This is a genomic window from Neobacillus sedimentimangrovi (assembly GCF_010614825.1).
Taxonomy (GTDB): Bacteria; Bacillota; Bacilli; order Bacillales; family Cytobacillaceae; genus Neobacillus; species Neobacillus thermocopriae.
This window is the reverse complement of record NZ_JAAFZF010000033.1, coordinates 16,564-35,162: the sequence shown is the minus strand read 5'-3', so window position 1 is coordinate 35,162 and position 18,599 is coordinate 16,564. Positions and strand designations below refer to the sequence as shown.

The following is an 18,599-nucleotide window of genomic DNA, read 5'->3' as shown; positions in this document are numbered from 1 at the left end:
TATCTAGTTTTGAGGGAATGAACCTCAATTGAATAGGTCCGGTGGCAATGGCGAGAAGGTCACACCCGTTCCCATACCGAACACGGAAGTTAAGCTTCTCAGCGCCGATGGTAGTTGGGGCGAAAGCCCCTGTGAGAGTAGGACGCTGCCGGGCAAAAAAAGCAATCTATTCATAGGTTGCTTTTTTATTTTATTTGCTGAGATAAACAGATGTTGCTTTGAGGAAGTATTTCAGCGTTTAGCGGAGCACAAGGGCAAGAAATGTCTACAAATATTAAAGTTGCCGAAGAGGCTTTACTGGAAAGTCTACGATCCGATTTTCTTGGATTGCAAGTCAACAATTATGATTAACAAAGTGTATTTTTTATAAAAAGTACACTGTACAGAAAGAAATCACATACAGACATACACCCAATTCCAAAACCCAACATATGATATAAATTAAGACTAACAAGATGAAAATTCGAAAAATTGTATACAAATTGATTTTAGCGGGCAGAATGGGTGTATGGAGGTGGAAGAGTTGAATTCAAATTTAGCTCATAGGCAGTTTGAAGAAACATGCATTATTTGTGAGAATTTAAAACCAAAAGGCATACATCTATACACTTCTTTTATTTGTACAGACTGTGAACATGATTTAATACAAACTGATACCAGTGATCCAAAGTATAGTTATTTTCTAAATAAGTTAAAAAAAGTAACCACACCTGAAATTTTTTCATAACAAAGTCCAATAATGGGCTTTATTTTTTTGTATTGAGAAGAGAAATATAAATCTATGTTAAAATAAATAAGGACTCTAAAAAAGGAAGCATGAAGATGGTCAAACAATCTGAAATCCCATTATATACTGCGTTGTGTAACCATAATAATAAAAAGCCAATCTCTTTTCATGTACCCGGGCATAAATATGGCCTTCTTTCTCATGAGGAGAGTTTTTTTCATGATATTTTAAAAATTGACGCCACAGAGTTAAATGGTTTAGATGATTTACATTCACCGGAAGGGCCAATATTAGAAGCAGAAACTCTCTTAGCTGAGCTATATCAGGTACAAAAAAGCTTTTTTCTCATAAATGGCTCCACTGTAGGGAACCTGGCAATGATGATGGCTGTGTGTTCAGAAGGGGATACTGTTCTTGTTCAAAGGAATTGTCATAAATCAATTATTAATGCATTAAGATTGGTGAAGGCTCAGCCAATCTTTTTGGATCCGGAGTATGATGAGAATTGGAAGATTTCAGCAGGGGTGAGTAAATCTACTGTTGAACGGGCGATCCGGTTATTTCCTGATGTGAAAGCTATTGTTTTAACCTATCCAAATTATTATGGCATGGTTTATGATTTACAAGGCATTATTCGAGAAGCACATATACATAACATTCCTGTACTTGTTGATGAAGCACATGGGTCCCATTTTATTATTGGCAGCCCGTTTCCAAAATCGGCTGTTACATTAGGAGCGGATGTTGTTGTGCAATCTGCACACAAAACTCTTCCAGCGATGACAATGGGATCATTTATGCATATAAATAGCCGGCTGGTAGATGTTGAGAAGCTAAAGGAATCTCTTACGATTTTCCAATCGAGCAGTCCTTCTTATCCAATCATGGCATCACTGGATTTAGCGAGGAATTATCTTGCAGAATATCAGCAAAAAGATGTTGATTATTTGCTATCAGAAATAAATAAATTTAAAAAGGAATTAGCTAAAATACCGACCATAAAGGTATTAGACTTCCCAAATGCAATAGGTGATTGGTTAAAAATAACAATTCAAACACGTTGCAGTTTAAATGGATTTGAACTGCAACAGAAGTTAGAACAATATTCTATTTATACAGAATTAGCTGATCCGAATAATGTACTTTTGGTCTTGCCGTTGCTTAAAAAAGGACAAACCTATCCTTTACAAGAGACTGCAATAAACATAAGGAAAGCTTTAGAAAATTTACCATACCAGGAACCAAGGCAATATACATTTAATAACAGAATTAAAATTTCTCAACTGGCTATTGAATATAAAGAAATGGATCGGTTAGAAGCAGAAGATATAAGCCTGGAAAAAGCATTGGGGCGTGTTTGCGCTGAAACTATTATCCCTTACCCACCAGGAATTCCACTACTTTTAAAAGGGGAACAAATAACAGCTGATAAACTAGACCAGTTAAAAAGGATGATCGAAATGGGTGCTCGTTTTCAGGGGAGATCATTACTAAAAATGGGTTTGGTTAAGGTGTTTCGTACATTGTAAGAGGATCATTTGGAGGTTTTTATAAATGACAAATGGAATATTTATTACATTTGAGGGGCCTGACGGGGCAGGTAAAACAACCATCCTCAGCATGATAAGTGAAAAGTTTAATCATGCGGTTATTACTAGGGAACCGGGCGGCATAGATATTGCAGAACAAATTCGAAAAGTTATTTTAGCAAAAGAGAATACAGCGATGGACCCAAGAACAGAGGCATTGCTCTACGCCGCTGCAAGAAGACAGCATTTAATGGAACGTGTAAAACCTGTCTTAGAGGCAGGGAAAATGGTACTTTGTGACCGATTTGTCGATAGTTCATTGGCTTATCAAGGTTTTGCCCGGGGCTTAGGGATTGATGAAGTTTGGACAATCAATCAATTTGCAATTGAACAGATGATGCCAGATTTAACAATTTATTTTGATATAGAGCCGGAAGCGGGTCTATTAAGAATTAGTAAGAATAAGGGAAGAGAGATAAACCGATTAGATTTAGAAAACCTTAATTTCCATCAAAAAGTAAGAGAAGGATATCATATTCTATTGGAAAGATTTCCTGAAAGAATTGTGAAGATCGATGCCTCGGGAACATTGGAGGAAGTCTATAAAAAGACTTTACAAATCATTGAAACTAAACTAGCAGAAAAAAGCCTATAATGTAAGGCTTTTTTTATTAATTGGGTAATTTTATGAATATGATATTAAGTCATTTAACCTTGGAAAAGGCTTATTGCTTGAGAAAAATAAAGAGATTCTCCTATTTCTATAACTTTAGTCTTCCCCATTTTAATAACTCCAAAAAATTTAGCACTTAGTTACTTTCCATCGACTGTCCTTTCTTTACATTTCCTATCATCTTCCTTTTATTGCGAATGAACACATAGCTTGACTTTGCTATAATATAAAAAAGCAAAAGTCGGATAGGAAAAGGAAAGGGTGGTTTGAATGAAATTAATTATTGCTGTGGTACAAGACCAAGATAGCAATCGGCTGTTGAAAGCATTGGTGGATAATAATTTTCGAGCGACGAAGCTAGCCAGTACGGGAGGCTTTTTAAAATCAGGAAATACAACTTTTATCATTGGAACGGAAGATATTCGTGTAGATCGTGCTTTGCAAATCATTAAAGATAATTGTAGAGCACGAGAACAGCTTGTTTCACCTGTATCACCGATGGGAGGCAATGCCGATTCCTATGTTCCTTATCCTGTAGAGGTAGAAGTTGGAGGCGCGACTGTATTTGTTCTTCCAATAGAGCAGTACTTACATTTTTAAGTTAGAGAGTGATAAATTTGGTAAATACGTGGGATCAGCTGGAAAAGCTACAGCCAACCATTCTTCGGATGTTAAAAAATAGCCTTTTAAAAAATCGAGTGGCCCATGCCTACCTTCTTGAAGGATTAAAAGGGGTAGGAAAAAAAGAAGTTGCATTATTGTTTACTAGGGCACTTTTTTGTGAAGAAAAAATAGATGGCTATAAACCTTGTGAATCATGTCATAATTGCCGCAGAATTCTTAATGGTAACCATCCTGATGTTCATATTGTGGAACCAGATGGTTTGTCTATAAAGGTTGACCAAATAAGGGAACTACAAGCAGAATTTGCAAAAAAAGGGGTAGAATCTTTGAAAAAGGTCTACCTCCTTATTCATGCGGATAGAATGAGTGTTAGTGCTTCAAATAGCTTACTTAAGTTTCTTGAAGAACCAAATGCCCAAACAACTGCCTTTTTAATAACAGAACAGCCTCAGCAAATATTACCTACTATTCTATCCCGATGCCAAGTTTTAACATTCCAACCACTTCCACCACAAGTTTTAGTAAATAGGTTGATTGAAAATGGTGTAGTGCCAACAAAGGCTCCCCTCTTGGCTTCCTTGACAAACAACTTGGAAGAAGCACTTGCTTTAAATGTCGATGAATGGTTTGCACAAGCTCAAAAAATAGTGGTAAAATTATATGAGGTGTTAGATAAGAACCCATTGGAAGCGATGGTCACGCTTCAAAATGACTGGTTCGGGCACTTCAAAGAGAAAGAACAGATTTATCTTGGTTTAGATCTATTACTTCTTATTGTTAAGGATTTACTATATATACAAATAAATAAAGAGGGGAATATTGTTTTTAAAGGAGAAATAGAACGGTTAAAGAAATATGCTTTACGAGCATCTAGCCGGCGCATACAGAATCAAATGTCAGCCATTCTTGAAGCCAAGAGAAAGCTGCAAGCAAACATGAATCCTCAGCTTATGATGGAACAGCTTGTGTTAAATTTGCAGGAGGGATCTTCGATTGTTTGATGTTGTAGGAGTACGCTTTAAAAAAGCGGGAAAAATCTATTATTTTGATCCTGGAGACCTCCCAATTCAAAAGGATGACTTTGTCATTGTTGAAACCGTACGTGGTGTGGAGTATGGCAAAGTGGTCATAGCTCGTAAACAAGTTGAGGAGCATGATGTTGTCCTCCCATTAAAAAAGGTTGTAAGAATTGCGGACCAAAAGGATCGGATAATTGTTGAGGAAAATAAGCAGGCAGCGAAAGAGGCCTACGAAATATGTAATGAAAAAGTCCATGAACATCAACTAGATATGAAGCTAGTGGATGTTGAGTATACATTTGATCGGAATAAAGTGATCTTTTATTTTACAGCCGATGGCAGAGTCGATTTCCGCGAGCTTGTGAAAGATTTGGCAGGCATATTTCGGACAAGGATAGAATTGCGTCAAATTGGTGTTCGAGATGAAGCCAAGATGCTTGGCGGTATTGGTCCTTGCGGTAGAATGCTTTGCTGTTCTACCTTTTTGGGAGACTTTGATCCGGTTTCCATTAAAATGGCTAAGGATCAAAACTTATCGTTAAATCCTACAAAAATCTCAGGCCTGTGTGGTAGGCTTATGTGCTGCTTGAAATATGAAAATGATGAATATGAGTCTGCAAAAGAGCAGCTGCCGGATTTAGGAGAGATCATTGAAACACCACAAGGTATAGGAAAAGTAGTTGGGTTAAATATTTTAGAACGTGTTCTTCAGGTAGAATTAACAGAACAAGAACGTGTTCTCGAGTATACTTTGGATGAGATTATTAAAGAAGGTGCCTATTCGATACCATCCACAGATTAATGAGGTGGAAGACGTGGATAAAAAAGAGATTTTTGAATCAGTAAGTAAAATGGAGACACAAATTGGCCATCTATATCAAAAGCTGGGGGAAATAAAAGAGCACCTGGCTGAAATACTAGAAGAGAATCATTGTTTAAAACTTGAAAATGAACATTTAAGGCGCCGTCTTAATGTAACCACGGAAGAAACAAAGAAAGTAGAAGAGAATAAAAATGGTGATGCTACATCAAAGCTGAATTCTAATGGGAAAGTATTTGATGTAGGTGAAGGATATGATAATCTTGCCCGGCTTTATCAGGAAGGTTTTCATATTTGCAATCTTCATTTTGGGAGTTTGCGCAAGGAAGGCGACTGTTTATTTTGTTTATCATTTCTTAATAAAAAATAACTTACAAGAGGCTGAAATGGATCAGCCTCTATTTTCATACTTATAAAAGGAATGGATGCATGTGATTAATCTTAAAGGAGACGAACGTTTAGATTACTTGTTGGCGGAAGATTTGAGGATTATTCAAAGCCCTTCTGTCTTTTCTTTTTCACTGGATGCGGTACTATTAGCTAAATTTGCTTATGTTCCCATTCAAAAAGGAAACATCATTGATCTTTGTAGTGGAAATGGGGTCATTCCATTATTTTTAAGCACGAGAACAAAAGGGAAAATTATTGGTGTAGAGATTCAAGAGCGACTTTATGATATGGCCGTGAGAAGTATTCAATATAATGGCTTGGAAAATCGAATCCAGATGGTTCATGGTGACATCAAAGAAATGCCCAAGCAATTGGGCTATGGTAGATTTGAGGTCGTTACTTGTAACCCTCCATATTTTAAGACACTTCCAGAAGGTGAAATAAATCCAAATGAGCATCTGGCTATAGCTCGTCATGAAATTCTTTGTACACTAGAAGATGTTATTAAAGTATCTAGTGATCTTGTCAAGCAGGGGGGCAAAGTGGCGTTGGTTCACCGTCCTGGCCGATTAATGGATATAGTCACCTTAATGCGTCAGTACCGATTGGAACCTAAACGGATTCAATTTATCTATCCGAAACAGGGCAAAGAGGCCAATACACTTTTAATAGAGGCAATAAAGGATGGTAGTCCGGATTTAAAAATCCTTCCGCCGCTTGTTGTCTATCATGATAATAACGAATATACAAAGGAAATAAGAGCGATTTTATATGGGGAATCATGAGCATTATTTTTATGTTTTAACTTGTAATGATGGAAGTTTGTATGGAGGGTATACAAATAATCTTGAACGTCGAATGAGGCAACACAATGAGGGGAAAGGAGCAAAATATACAAGGGGAAGAGGTCCAGTAAAGCTAACCTTTTTTAAAAGCTTTGATAATAAAACAGACGCAATGAGGGAGGAGTATTATTTTAAAAGACTGTCCCGTAGGAAAAAATTAGAGTACTTATCAAAAGAGGCTGGTGAGGATAATGTTGCAGCAAAAAAGTTTTGAAAATGAGGAGCAAAAAGGAATTCTTTATCTTGTACCTACACCCATCGGCAATTTAGAGGATATGAGTTTCCGTGCTATCAGAATATTAAAAGAGGTAGACTTGATAGCAGCAGAGGATACAAGAAATACGAAAAAGCTGTTAAATTATTTTGAGATTAATACTCCTGTTGTCAGTTATCATGAGCATAATAAAGGATCGAGTGGAGATAAATTGATTGAAAAACTAAAAGAAGGCCAAAAAATTGCTTTAGTCAGTGATGCAGGAATGCCGGCGATTTCAGACCCAGGATACGAATTAGTTTTTGAAGCAATTCATCATGAGTTGACTGTTGTTCCGATACCAGGGGCAAATGCTGCTCTTACATCTTTAGTTGCCTCTGGCATTGCCTGTCAGCCGTTTTATTTTTATGGTTTTCTTTCGCGCGAAAAAAAAGAAAAGCGAGAGGTTCTAGAAACGCTTAAAAAGCAGACATCAACATTAATCTTTTATGAGTCCCCACATCGTTTAAAGGAAACGCTGAAATTAATGTTTGAGATTTTCGGTAATAGACGAATTGTACTTTGTCGGGAATTAACGAAAAAGTTTGAGGAGTTTATACGTGGCAACCTGCAGGAAGCGGTGGAATGGGCTAACGAGAACGAAATACGAGGGGAATTTTGTTTGATTGTTGAAGGTTCGGCTGATATTTCAGAGGAAGAGAATAATTGGTGGAGTAATCTTTCTGTGGTAGAGCATGTAAACCATTATATCTCTGTAAAAAATATGAATGCAAAAGATGCTGTGAAACAAACAGCAAAAGATCGATCAATGAATAAACGTGAGGTTTATCAAATTTATCATATTGATCATTAAAAAAGGGGGCTGTCTAAAAAGTCCATTTAAGAGAAAAATGAACCCAAATTAAAAACCCAAGAATGTTGATTTAACAGCATTCTTGGGTTTTGCTTTTATAAAGATTTCGACTGAAATACCACTTTCCGGACAGTCCCGTTTTTTTAGATAAGAAAGATTATTTGGACTTAGAGAATAGGCTAGTGGCAAGGAAGAATTCGACAGCAAAGCCTCGTACTACTGATAGCGATAGCTTTTAAAAGTATAAAGGGAATCCTTAATTATTTTACAGTTTCAAAATTGCTTTGAATTTCTTTAAGTAACAGTTCTGCTCCCTCGCGGCTAAGAATTAATTTTCCACCTGCAAGAGATAAGTTGTCATCTGAAACCTCACCGGTAATTTGACAAGTCATATTTGGCTTATATTTTTTTAAGATAATACGATCATCATCTACATAAATTTCAAGAGCATCTTTTTCAGCAATGCCAAGAGTACGTCTTAATTCAATAGGGATAACTACACGGCCTAATTCATCAACTTTACGAACAATACCAGTAGATTTCATTTGTTAATCTCCTCTCACTAATAAACTATTATTTTTTTATTTATAATTCGTCATTATTCGACAAAATTCTTTTACGTTTATAATACCAGCCATTCCCAAATCCGTCAATTATTTTATTTTAAAAAATATAATGGAAAAATTTACTATTCATAATAACATTGATTAATCCAATATTTGTTTATCTTCAAAAGGAATTTTCATATTACAAAAAGGGGAATTAACACTAACAATCCTACTCTGACTTTTCGACATATTCTACATTATTCTACATAAAATACTCCTTATCTTGAACATAATTCGCTGGGAAGGGCAATCTTATGGGGGGAGGAAAAATGAAGAAATAGAATTTATGAAAAAGCGGTTTCTTGCACTCCTATTTGTTTTTAGGTATATTTTGATGATATAGAAGGGAAAAAATAGGTCATAATAATTAGATGGGGATTGTTAATTTTGAGGAGGATTTACATGGCGGAAAAAACATTTTACATTACCACACCGATATATTATCCTAGTGGAAATTTACATATTGGACATGCGTATACTACAGTGGCCGGTGATGCGATGGCCCGTTATAAGCGGATGAGGGGATATGATGTTAGATATTTGACTGGTACCGATGAACACGGTCAAAAAATCCAGCAGAAAGCAGTTGAAAAAGGAGTTACTCCTCAGGCTTATGTAGATGAGATTGTGGCCGGAATAAAGGATCTTTGGAAAAAGCTTGATATCTCTTATGATGATTTTATCCGTACAACGGAAGAAAGACATAAAAAAATTGTCGAAAAGATTTTTGCACGACTACTCGAACAAGGGGATATTTATCTTGATGAGTATGAAGGCTGGTATTGTACTCCGTGTGAATCCTTTTACACCGATCGCCAGCTCGTAGAGGGAAATTGTCCTGACTGTGGACGCCCGGTAGGCAAGGTAAAAGAAGAATCCTACTTCTTTAAAATGAGTAAGTATGTCGACCGTCTTTTACAGTACTATGAAGAAAATCCAGAATTTATTCAACCTGAGTCCCGAAAAAATGAAATGATTAATAATTTTATTAAACCTGGTTTAGAGGATTTAGCGGTTTCAAGAACTACCTTTGATTGGGGGATTAAGGTACCAGGAGATCCGAAACATGTTATCTATGTTTGGATAGACGCTCTTTCTAACTATATTACAGCTCTTGGCTATGGATCAGAAGATGATTCCAATTATTTAAAATACTGGCCTGCGGATGTCCACCTTGTTGGGAAGGAAATCGTTCGTTTCCATACAATTTATTGGCCAATTATGTTAATGGCCTTAGATTTGCCGTTGCCGAAGAAAGTTTTTGCTCATGGATGGCTGCTGATGAAGGATGGGAAAATGTCGAAATCGAAAGGGAATGTGGTAGACCCTGTGACCCTTATTGATCGCTATGGACTCGACTCCCTTCGCTATTATTTATTAAGAGAAGTACCGTTTGGGGCAGATGGTGTTTTCACACCTGAAGGTTTCGTTGAAAGAATTAACTTTGATTTGGCGAACGATCTTGGAAATCTGTTAAATCGTACAGTAGCTATGATTGATAAATATTTTGAGGGCATCATTCCGGATTATATCGGTTCCGTAGGAGAATATGACGAAGCTTTGCTCCAAGTGAACCGTGATACAATCACTAAGTACGAGGAAGCAATGGAGAAGATGGAATTTTCTGTTGCATTGTCTTCTATTTGGCAATTAGTCAGCCGGACAAATAAATATATTGATGAAACACAGCCATGGACTTTGGCGAAGGACGAATCACGCCGTAAGGAACTAGCTAGTGTAATGGTTCATTTAGCTGAATCTTTACGTAGAGTGGCTATCCTTTTAAAGCCTTTCTTAACTCGGACTCCAGATGGAATTTTTAAACAGTTAGGAATTAAAGATGCGGAATTAATGAAATGGGAAAGCCTTGAGAACTTTGGGTTAATTCCTAGTGGTACAAAAGTTGAAAAGGATGCACCACTGTTCCCTAGACTAGATATTGCCGAGGAAGTCGAATTTATAAAAACAAAAATGCAGGGTGAAGCGGCACAGCCTCAAAAGCAAGATTCAGTTGAAAAGAAAGAGGAAAAACCTGAAGAAATTGATGAAATCTCTATTGATGACTTCATGAAAATTGATATGAGAGTCGCAGAGGTAATTGAGGCAGAGCCAGTAAAAAAAGCTGATAAATTATTAAAACTGCAGCTGGATCTTGGCTATGAAAAACGTCAGGTCGTTTCTGGGATTGCCCAGTATTACAAACCGCAAGAATTGGTTGGTCGTAAAGTAATTTGTATTACAAATTTAAAACCTGTTAAACTGCGCGGTGAACTTTCCCAAGGAATGATTCTTGCTGGCTCAAAAGATGGAAAGCTTTCACTGGCCACTGTGGATCAAACATTACCAAACGGAGCAAAGGTAAAATAAATAGAAATAGGAAAAAAGGGGATGTTCCACGTGTAACAATTTTCGTGGTTTTCCCCTTTTTTTATAGAATAAGAAAGTAAATATTTCGACATTTATTATTGTTTAGAGCAAGCACTAGCGAACGAGATGCCTCATCGTTTTCCTTTCTCTTAGTTGGAGGTCACCACAAGGAAGTCTTCGGCAATGTAAACAGACCGAAAGTGATAGTTTTTGGAGGAGGCCCTACGCCGCTAAACAGGGTGCTTGCGCTTTTCTGATTACTAAGTTGGAAAGAGGGGAAGACATTGTTATTTGATACCCATGTACATTTAAATGCGGAACAATATAATGAAGATCTTGAAGAAGTCATTGAAAGGGCGCAGGAAGCAGGGGTTACCAATATGGTTGTTGTTGGATTTGACCGACCAACAATTGAAAAAGCAATGGACTTGGTAGAGCGGTATGAGTTTATTTATGCCTGTGTTGGTTGGCACCCGGTGGATGCCATAGATATGACCGATGAGGATTTAAGATGGATTGAAGAGTTGTCCTCACATCCGAAAGTAGTTGCCTTAGGAGAAATGGGTTTAGATTATCATTGGGACAAATCTCCGAAGGAAGTTCAAAAAGAAGTTTTTCGCAAACAAATCAGACTGGCTAAAAAAGTCAAGCTTCCAATTGTTATACATAACCGAGAGGCTACAGCGGATATTGTAGAAATATTAAAAGAAGAAGGGGCAGAAGAAATAGGTGGGGTGATGCATTGCTTTAGCGGCAGTCCGGAGACAGCTAAGGAATGCGTGAATATGAACTTCTATATTTCCCTAGGAGGACCTGTTACCTTCAAAAATGCAAAGAAGCCAAAGGAAGTTGCAGCAGCGATCCCATTGGATAAATTGTTAATCGAAACAGATTGTCCTTATCTTGCTCCACATCCATACCGTGGAAAGCGCAATGAACCAAGTTATGTGAAGCTCATTGCTGAACAAATTGCCGAAATAAAGGGAATATCGTATGAGGAAGTTGCAGAAGCAACAACACGAAATGCGAAAAAAATATTCGCCATAAATTGATAAGGCAATTTGTCGAATATCTAGATTGCTTGTCTATATTTTTTCTAATAACAAAAAGTTCTACATGCCTCCTTTTCTACATAGGATAACCGTGTCGATAAGTTTTCCTTTGCAACATTTCCAATATTGTGCATAATTAGGAATATGTTCTCAGGATATGCAAGGGTTGACAGTCGGCAATGTGGTTATCATTAATCTCTCCGGAGAAAAGGAGGCGTTTTTCATCGTATTCAAAACCGTGAAAAGCCTGTTTTTCCAGTCTTTGAGCGGGAAACAATTGACCATTGCTTTTGCTAGTTTTGTTGTTTTGCTAACAGCACTCGGAGTTCTCTTTTACGAAGGATCGAAGAAAACAGTAGCAATAACTTTAAATGGTGATAAGCAGGTCATCCATACCCATGCAGATACAATTGCAGAATTGTTGGATGAACTGGATGTTTACATTCGCTCACATGACTACTTGTATCCTAAGGCCGACACGAAGGTAACTGATGACCTGAAAGTGGTTTGGAAACAAGCGAAACAGGTTACCCTTGTCAAGGATAACGAGAAGAAAACGATTTGGACAACAGCAGGGACTGTGGCAGAAGCTTTAAAAGAATGGAATATTCCTTTGAACAAACACGATAAAATTTCACCTGGACCGCAAGCAGCAATCAAAAATAAGATGCATATTGGTATTAAAACAGCCTTTCGATTAAACTTAGTTGACGGTGGAATTGAGAAAGAAGTATGGTCCACTTCGACTACGGTCGCTGACTTTTTAACGCAGCAGGATATTGAACTAAACGAATTTGACCGAGTTGAACCGTCTTTAACAGAAACCATCCCAAAGAATGGTGTGGTGAACATCATTCGTGTAGAAAAAGTCACCGATGTAGTGGAAGAACCAATTGAATTTGCCGTGATCACTAAGAAGGATGAAACGTTAGAAAAAGGACAAGAAAAAGTAATCACTGAAGGAAGAAAAGGGCTCGTTTCCAAAAAATACGAAATTATTTTGGAAAATGGCAAAGAAGTATCAAGAAAATTAATTAGCGAGCAAATACTGACTGCCAAACAAGATAAGGTTGTGGCTGTCGGAACAAAAGATTTGTCTATTCAGGTTTCACGTGGTGCAGTTGAAACAGGTGTTGAGTACTATGTTACGGCAACTGCTTATACAGCTTATTGCAATGGCTGTTCTGGGCGTACAGCAACTGGTTTTGATCTTCGCGCAAATCCAAACGCTAAAATTATCGCTGTAGATCCGAATGTTATTCCACTAGGGTCAAAGGTTTATGTAGAAGACTACGGCTATGCGATTGCTGCAGATACAGGCGGAGCGATTAAAGGAAATAAAATCGATGTATTCATGTCTTCTAAAGCAGATGCATATCGTTGGGGACGAAAGAAAGTAAAGATAAAGATTTTACAGTAACTTTCTTGGTGCAGAGGATTCTTCCTCTGCATTTTTTACTTTTTCCTTATCTTTATTTATACTAAACAACGAAACCTATTTCACGCATGAAGTTAAGTTTCTTATACTTTAACTTTATGAACCTGTTTGTATATTTAGACGATGGACATTACAAAAATGTTTCAGTTTTTTTTCATTTTTATTTATTTTTTTTGGAGGCAAAATGAAAATTCAAGAAATTATTGTTGTAGAAGGAAAGGATGATACGACTGCGATAAAAAGGGCGGTTGATGCTGATACTATTGAAACAAACGGATCGGCAGTAAATCAATCGACAATAGAGAAAATTCGACGGGCACAGGAAACCAGGGGAGTGATTATTTTTACAGATCCTGATTACCCCGGAGAAAAAATCAGAAAAACAATCGCTGAAAATGTCCCCGGCTGCAAACATGCCTTCCTAACAAAGGCTGCAGCAATGGCAAAGGGTGATAAAGGAATTGGAGTAGAGCATGCAAGCCCTGAAGCGATAAGGGAAGCATTAAGAGATGCGCAGGTGATGATGGAGCAGCCTGTTGAAGAAATAACTCAGGAAGATTTAATAGCTGCCGGTCTGATAGCCGGTAAAGGAGCAAAGGAAAGAAGGATTCGCTTAGGTGAGCTATTAAAAATAGGGTATACCAATGGAAAACAGCTGCATAAGCGATTAATGATGTTTCAAATTAGCAAACAGGAATTTTCGGAGGCACTTGTACAAGTACTCCAGCAGGAGGGAGAAAATGAATAGAGATATAGCTACCCCTGTACGAACAAGGGATATTTTAGAGAAATACGGGTTTTCGTTTAAGAAAAGTCTAGGACAAAATTTCCTAATAGATACCAATATCTTAAAGAAAATCGTCAGTTTTGCCGAGCTTGGGGAGGAATCTGGAGCCATTGAAATTGGGCCTGGTATTGGAGCGCTGACAGAACATCTTGCCCGTTCAAGCAAAAAAGTAGTTGCTTTTGAGATTGATCAGAGACTTCTCCCCATTTTGGAGGAAACCTTATCCCCCTACTCTAATGTGAAAATTATTCATCAAGATGTATTAAAGGCAGATGTAAAAAGGGTAATGTCTCAAGAATTTGAACACATAGAGGATGTGATGGTTGTTGCTAATTTGCCATATTATGTGACAACGCCAATCATTATGAAGCTTTTAGAGGATCATCTGCCAATCCGGGGAATTGTCTGTATGCTTCAAAAGGAAGTAGCTGATCGTATTTCAGCAAAGCCAGGGACAAAGGACTATGGGTCCCTTTCTATTGCTGTACAGTATTATACTGAAGTGGAAACAGTGATGACCGTCCCTAAGACCGTTTTTGTTCCTCAGCCCAATGTGGACTCTGCAGTTATTCGGCTGACAAAAAGAGCTACCCCGGCAGTAAAGGTCAAAGATGAGAGATTCTTTTTCTTGGTGACTAAAGCGAGTTTTGCCCAAAGAAGAAAAACTTTGCTAAATAATTTAACAAGCCAGCTGCCGGACGGAAAGCAAAAAAAAGAAGACATTCTCGCAGCTTTAGAAAGCAGTGGAATAGAACCATCTAGAAGAGGAGAAACCCTGACACTAGAGGAGTTTGCCCGATTAAGTGACGCTTTATATCCATATTTCCAATAGACCTGTTTCAGGGTCTATTTTTTTTGGAAGAAACAAAGTGGCCTAGGGGGGACAGAATTCCTTTTAAAAATACGACTAAATCTTCATTATTTTCACATGGACATCTCCTTTTGCATAGCCTAGAGAGAAACTTTATATATTAGACCTTATTTGCTGGTCTTATTGGAGTGACAGCAATGGAAATAAAAATAATGGATTTAGTCGGTAGACGTTCTTATAACTGTGATCTTTTGTTTCGGGTTATTGATATACAACAAATTGGCGGCCAGAAAATGGTGAGTTTATATGGGGAAGATTTTCGCCTTGTTGCTGATGCACCATATCACGATTTAATCGTGATCAATAAAAATCAAAGGTCAAAATTCCGAGAGCAAGCTCGAACACTTGAGGAGCAGTCGTTAAAGCTTTTCGAGCAAGATGTTGAACTATTAAAAGAGAGACAGCAATATGAGGCAACAAGCGGGTATGTAAAGCCGAACAATTATTTTCAAATGCCAGGAAAAGTGTTGCATTTAGATGGTGATCCCGCCTATTTAAAGAAATGTATGGATTTATATAAAAAATTTGGGGTTCCTGTGTTAGGTATACATTGCCACGAAAAAGAAATGCCAATGAAAATAAGTAGTCTTATGGAGTATTATCGGCCGGATATCCTTGTCATTACCGGGCATGATGCCTATTCAAAAACAAAAGGGAAAATGTCAGACATTAATGCCTACCGTCATTCTAAACATTTCGTACAGACTGTAAAAGAAGCTCGAAAAAAAGTTCCCCATTTGGACCAATTAGTCATTTTTGCTGGTGCTTGCCAATCACATTTTGAATCACTTATTCATGCGGGTGCAAACTTTGCTAGCTCTCCTTCTAGAATAAATATTCATGCTCTTGATCCCGTATATATTGTAGCCAAGATCAGTTTTACCCCCTTTATGGAAAGAATTCATGTTTGGGACGTTTTAAGAAATACATTAACAGGAGAAAAAGGTATGGGCGGTATTGAAACAAGAGGGATGCTTCGTATTGGAATGCCATACAATCCAGTCCAGGAAGAATAAGCTTGTGCTTATTTTTCCTAATTATACATATTTCACTGCCATTACGGTTACGCTACAAATGTTGCAATTTAGCATAAAAAACAGAAGAAAAATTATTGACAATCTTTTTGTCGGACTGATATAATTTATATTTTTGTTTGACAGAGTTTTGTCAGTGTGTTATACTTTACATAGTGAGGTGGACCGAATGACAAAAACCTTGGCGGATATTAAGAAGTCTCTTGATTCGAATTTAGGTAAAAGGTTGTTATTGAAGGCAAACGGAGGAAGACGCAAAACCATCGAACGATCAGGTATACTTGCTGAAACCTATCCATCTGTTTTCGTTATTGAATTGGATCAGGATGAAAATGCTTTTGAACGTGTTTCCTATAGCTATGCAGATGTTTTAACAGAAACCGTTCAAATTACGTTTTACGAAGATACAACAGGAAATGCAGCGTTAAGTTAAAATATAAGCATGGCAGGCAGTAAACATTTGTTTACTGCCTGTTGCTATTTAAAGATGGTAATTTAGGATATTATCTGATATTGACTCCATACTAAGAATACTGTGGAAGGAAAGGGGTTGTTTAGATGGGTAGAAGAAGAGGAATAATGTCCAGTCAATTTAAAGAAGAGCTTGCTAAAGACCTTGGTTTTTATGATGTCGTCCAAAAAGAAGGATGGGGAGGCATCCGGGCTAAGGATGCAGGAAATATGGTAAAGCGGGCCATTGAGCTTGCTGAACAACAATTAGCTAAAAGAAATTCCTAAACATTCACGTTTAAACACAAACAATCTTCCACAGTAAGGTCAGGTCTGGGGGTTCCCGGCCTGACTTTTTTATTTATAAACCATGGTGAAAGCTTTTATCCGGAAAAAACTAATGATAAAATATTAAATTTGACAGGATCTCTTCATACATACGTCTTACTTTTATTATTTTGTGGTAAAATAGGACAATATATGGAAATTGAAGTCAGAATACGCAGACACTTAGTGTTTGAACCGATATTGTTAAAAGTAGGTGGACGAGCGTGAAGCTTTTAGTAAAAGCACCAGCTAAAATTAATTTAGCTTTGGATGTTTTATATAAACGTCCCGATGGGTATCATGAAGTTGAAATGATTATGACTACGATTGACTTAGCCGATCGGGTTGAACTTACCTTATTAAATCAGAATGAAATACGAATTCTTTCTCATAATCGATATGTCCCAGATGATCAGCGCAACTTGGCCTATCAAGCCGCTCAACTATTAAAGGAACGTTTTAACGTCAAAAAAGGCGTGATGATTTCAATTGAAAAAAACATCCCTGTCGCTGCTGGTTTGGCTGGAGGAAGTAGTGATGCCGCTGCTACTTTAAGAGGTTTGAATAAATTGTGGGACCTTGGATTGACCTTGGATGAGTTGGCGGAATTAGGAAGTGAAATTGGTTCGGATGTCTCCTTCTGCGTCTATGGAGGTACGGCATTGGCAAAAGGAAGAGGGGAGATCATCACTGAACTACCTGCTCCGCCAACTTGCTGGGTTATCCTTGCCAAGCCATTTATTGGTGTATCAACTTCAGAAGTGTATAAAAGATTGGATGTAAATCAGGTTCATCATCCAAATATTGCTGAAATGATTGATGCAATCCGTCAAACGAATTATCAAAAGGTTTGTGATTACGTAGGAAACGTGTTAGAGGATGTTACATTGAAACTTCATCCTGAAGTAGCACAAATTAAAGAACAAATGAAACGATTTGGTGCCGATGCTGTTTTGATGAGTGGAAGTGGTCCAACCGTATTTGGGTTAGTCCAGCATGATTCACGAATGCATCGAATCTATAATGGTCTTAGAGGGTTTTGTGATCAAGTTTTTGCAGTAAGGATGCTAGGTGAGCGGCATTTACTTGATTAAAGGCGCACAATAATAGTATTCTTTTAATAGAATATTCGGTTTTGGAGGATTGTTATGAAATTTCGCCGCAGTGAACGTCTGATAGATATGACCAGCTATCTTCTTGACCATCCTCGTCAGCTAGTGCCTCTCACGTTTTTTGCTGAGCGCTATTCTTCTGCTAAATCCTCAATAAGTGAGGATTTGGCTATTGTGAAGGAAACATTGGAAAAGCAAGGGATTGGGACGCTCCAAACAGTCCCCGGTGCAGCTGGTGGTGTGAAATTTTTTGTTAAGGTAAGTAAAGAGGAAGCAGAGCCTTTTGTAAATGAATTATGTAAGTTAATTGCCGATCCTGAACGTCTGCTGCCTGGAGGATATTTATATTTAACGGATATTTTGGGTAGTCCTCAAGTGGTGCAAAAAGCTGGACGGATCATTGCCTCTGCATATTCGGAAAAGAAAATTGATGTGGTTATGACGATTGCAACAAAAGGAATTCCATTAGCGTACGCAGTAGCCAGTCAATTAAATGTCCCTGTCGTAATTGTAAGAAGAGATAGTAAAGTGACGGAGGGACCAACTGTCAGCATCAATTATGTATCCGGTTCAGCGAAAAGAATTCAAACAATGGTATTATCGAAACGAAGTATTAAGCAGGGAGAGAATGTCCTTATTGTTGATGACTTTATGAAAGCTGGCGGTACAGTAATGGGTATGATGAATATGCTTGAGGAATTTGATGCGCAAGTAGCTGGTATTGCTGTATTGGTAGAAGCTGAGAAAACAGAAGAACGTTTAGTGGATGATTATTTATCACTTGTAAAATTATCTGATGTGGATGTAAAAGAAAAAAAGATTAATGTTCAAATAGGAAATTATTTTGATAAATAATGGA

21 protein-coding genes and 1 rRNA gene are annotated in these 18,599 nt (G+C 37.5%); 21 read left to right on the top strand and 1 reads right to left on the bottom strand.

The window, feature by feature from the left end; all coding sequences use genetic code 11:
• The first annotated feature begins 37 nt into the window (after positions 1-37).
• The 11 genes from rrf to rsmI all read left to right on the top strand — a co-directional run bounded on the left by rrf (position 38) and on the right by rsmI (position 7,694).
• A 5S ribosomal RNA gene (gene rrf / locus GZA11_RS11480) occupies positions 38-154 on the top strand.
• Between the two features lie 354 nt (positions 155-508).
• Complete coding sequence (locus tag GZA11_RS11475; RefSeq protein WP_051968241.1) at positions 509-727, top strand: sigma factor G inhibitor Gin; 219 nt, start codon at positions 509-511, stop codon at positions 725-727.
• Positions 728-822: 95 nt separating this feature from the next.
• Positions 823-2,256 carry an aminotransferase class I/II-fold pyridoxal phosphate-dependent enzyme gene (locus GZA11_RS11470; RefSeq protein WP_038538230.1) on the top strand — a complete coding sequence of 478 codons (1,434 nt, stop codon included), beginning with the start codon at positions 823-825 and terminating at the stop codon, positions 2,254-2,256.
• Positions 2,257-2,281: 25 nt separating this feature from the next.
• Entirely contained in the window at positions 2,282-2,911 is a 630-nt protein-coding gene (gene tmk, locus GZA11_RS11465; protein WP_163183890.1) for a dTMP kinase, read from the top strand.
• Between the two features lie 288 nt (positions 2,912-3,199).
• Positions 3,200-3,529: a cyclic-di-AMP receptor gene (locus GZA11_RS11460; RefSeq protein WP_038538234.1), complete on the top strand. Its 330-nt coding sequence runs from the start codon at positions 3,200-3,202 to the stop codon at positions 3,527-3,529.
• A gap of 17 nt (positions 3,530-3,546) precedes the next feature.
• Positions 3,547-4,554: a DNA polymerase III subunit delta' gene (gene holB / locus GZA11_RS11455; protein ID WP_163183888.1), complete on the top strand. Its 1,008-nt coding sequence runs from the start codon at positions 3,547-3,549 to the stop codon at positions 4,552-4,554.
• Complete coding sequence (locus GZA11_RS11450) at positions 4,547-5,374, top strand: PSP1 domain-containing protein (RefSeq protein ID WP_038538238.1); 828 nt, start codon at positions 4,547-4,549, stop codon at positions 5,372-5,374. The genes holB and GZA11_RS11450 overlap by 8 nt, the downstream gene beginning before the upstream one ends.
• A gap of 13 nt (positions 5,375-5,387) precedes the next feature.
• Positions 5,388-5,762, top strand: coding sequence for a DNA replication initiation control protein YabA (gene yabA, locus GZA11_RS11445; RefSeq protein WP_038538241.1), 375 nt, complete (start codon positions 5,388-5,390; stop codon positions 5,760-5,762).
• A gap of 61 nt (positions 5,763-5,823) precedes the next feature.
• Positions 5,824-6,567, top strand: a complete 744-nt coding sequence (locus GZA11_RS11440; RefSeq protein WP_163183886.1) for a tRNA1(Val) (adenine(37)-N6)-methyltransferase — start codon at positions 5,824-5,826, stop codon at positions 6,565-6,567.
• On the top strand, positions 6,554-6,841 hold the full coding sequence (locus GZA11_RS11435) for a GIY-YIG nuclease family protein (protein ID WP_038538247.1): 288 nt from the start codon (positions 6,554-6,556) through the stop codon (positions 6,839-6,841). The genes GZA11_RS11440 and GZA11_RS11435 overlap by 14 nt, the downstream gene beginning before the upstream one ends.
• Positions 6,819-7,694, top strand: coding sequence for a 16S rRNA (cytidine(1402)-2'-O)-methyltransferase (gene rsmI, locus GZA11_RS11430; RefSeq protein WP_038538250.1), 876 nt, complete (start codon positions 6,819-6,821; stop codon positions 7,692-7,694). The genes GZA11_RS11435 and rsmI overlap by 23 nt, the downstream gene beginning before the upstream one ends.
• A 260-nt stretch (positions 7,695-7,954) precedes the next feature.
• Here rsmI and GZA11_RS11425 read toward each other — a convergent pair whose 3' ends face one another.
• Entirely contained in the window at positions 7,955-8,239 is a 285-nt protein-coding gene (locus tag GZA11_RS11425; RefSeq protein WP_038538253.1) for an AbrB/MazE/SpoVT family DNA-binding domain-containing protein, read from the bottom strand.
• 465 nt (positions 8,240-8,704) lie between these two features.
• Between GZA11_RS11425 and metG the strand changes: the two genes are divergently transcribed.
• The 10 genes from metG (at position 8,705) to purR (ending at position 18,595) form a co-directional block, all read left to right on the top strand.
• Positions 8,705-10,669 carry a methionine--tRNA ligase gene (gene metG, locus GZA11_RS11420; protein ID WP_163183884.1) on the top strand — a complete coding sequence of 655 codons (1,965 nt, stop codon included), beginning with the start codon at positions 8,705-8,707 and terminating at the stop codon, positions 10,667-10,669.
• 284 nt (positions 10,670-10,953) lie between these two features.
• On the top strand, positions 10,954-11,721 hold the full coding sequence (locus GZA11_RS11415) for a TatD family hydrolase (protein ID WP_038538260.1): 768 nt from the start codon (positions 10,954-10,956) through the stop codon (positions 11,719-11,721).
• 238 nt (positions 11,722-11,959) lie between these two features.
• Positions 11,960-13,141, top strand: a complete 1,182-nt coding sequence (locus tag GZA11_RS11410; RefSeq protein ID WP_163183894.1) for a G5 and 3D domain-containing protein — start codon at positions 11,960-11,962, stop codon at positions 13,139-13,141.
• 202 nt (positions 13,142-13,343) lie between these two features.
• Positions 13,344-13,907 (top strand): ribonuclease M5, encoded by a 564-nt coding sequence (gene rnmV / locus GZA11_RS11405; RefSeq protein WP_038538263.1) that lies wholly within the window; start codon positions 13,344-13,346, stop codon positions 13,905-13,907.
• Positions 13,900-14,778 (top strand): 16S rRNA (adenine(1518)-N(6)/adenine(1519)-N(6))-dimethyltransferase RsmA, encoded by an 879-nt coding sequence (rsmA, locus tag GZA11_RS11400; RefSeq protein ID WP_163183882.1) that lies wholly within the window; start codon positions 13,900-13,902, stop codon positions 14,776-14,778. Before rnmV ends, rsmA begins: the two co-directional genes overlap by 8 nt.
• A 176-nt stretch (positions 14,779-14,954) precedes the next feature.
• Entirely contained in the window at positions 14,955-15,833 is an 879-nt protein-coding gene (yabG, locus tag GZA11_RS11395) for a sporulation peptidase YabG (protein ID WP_038538269.1), read from the top strand.
• 187 nt (positions 15,834-16,020) lie between these two features.
• Entirely contained in the window at positions 16,021-16,284 is a 264-nt protein-coding gene (gene veg, locus GZA11_RS11390) for a biofilm formation stimulator Veg (RefSeq protein ID WP_038538271.1), read from the top strand.
• 125 nt (positions 16,285-16,409) lie between these two features.
• Complete coding sequence (locus GZA11_RS11385) at positions 16,410-16,589, top strand: small, acid-soluble spore protein, alpha/beta type (protein ID WP_038538273.1); 180 nt, start codon at positions 16,410-16,412, stop codon at positions 16,587-16,589.
• 263 nt (positions 16,590-16,852) lie between these two features.
• Positions 16,853-17,722, top strand: coding sequence for a 4-(cytidine 5'-diphospho)-2-C-methyl-D-erythritol kinase (gene ispE / locus GZA11_RS11380; RefSeq protein WP_038538276.1), 870 nt, complete (start codon positions 16,853-16,855; stop codon positions 17,720-17,722).
• Positions 17,723-17,776: 54 nt separating this feature from the next.
• A complete protein-coding gene (gene purR, locus GZA11_RS11375) occupies positions 17,777-18,595 on the top strand; it encodes a pur operon repressor (protein WP_038538279.1) in 819 nt (272 codons plus the stop codon).
• Positions 18,596-18,599: the final 4 nt, after the last annotated feature.

Coding starts and splice junctions, on each gene's coding strand:
- GZA11_RS11475 (WP_051968241.1), top strand. CDS start 509: ATGGAGGTGGAAGAGTTGAATTCAAATTTAGCTCATAGGCAGTTTGAA.
- GZA11_RS11470 (WP_038538230.1), top strand. CDS start 823: ATGGTCAAACAATCTGAAATCCCATTATATACTGCGTTGTGTAACCAT.
- tmk (WP_163183890.1), top strand. CDS start 2,282: ATGACAAATGGAATATTTATTACATTTGAGGGGCCTGACGGGGCAGGT.
- GZA11_RS11460 (WP_038538234.1), top strand. CDS start 3,200: ATGAAATTAATTATTGCTGTGGTACAAGACCAAGATAGCAATCGGCTG.
- GZA11_RS11435 (WP_038538247.1), top strand. CDS start 6,554: ATGGGGAATCATGAGCATTATTTTTATGTTTTAACTTGTAATGATGGA.
- rsmI (WP_038538250.1), top strand. CDS start 6,819: ATGTTGCAGCAAAAAAGTTTTGAAAATGAGGAGCAAAAAGGAATTCTT.
- GZA11_RS11425 (WP_038538253.1), bottom strand. CDS start 8,239: ATGAAATCTACTGGTATTGTTCGTAAAGTTGATGAATTAGGCCGTGTA.
- metG (WP_163183884.1), top strand. CDS start 8,705: ATGGCGGAAAAAACATTTTACATTACCACACCGATATATTATCCTAGT.
- rnmV (WP_038538263.1), top strand. CDS start 13,344: ATGAAAATTCAAGAAATTATTGTTGTAGAAGGAAAGGATGATACGACT.
- rsmA (WP_163183882.1), top strand. CDS start 13,900: ATGAATAGAGATATAGCTACCCCTGTACGAACAAGGGATATTTTAGAG.
- yabG (WP_038538269.1), top strand. CDS start 14,955: ATGGAAATAAAAATAATGGATTTAGTCGGTAGACGTTCTTATAACTGT.
- veg (WP_038538271.1), top strand. CDS start 16,021: ATGACAAAAACCTTGGCGGATATTAAGAAGTCTCTTGATTCGAATTTA.
- GZA11_RS11385 (WP_038538273.1), top strand. CDS start 16,410: ATGGGTAGAAGAAGAGGAATAATGTCCAGTCAATTTAAAGAAGAGCTT.
- purR (WP_038538279.1), top strand. CDS start 17,777: ATGAAATTTCGCCGCAGTGAACGTCTGATAGATATGACCAGCTATCTT.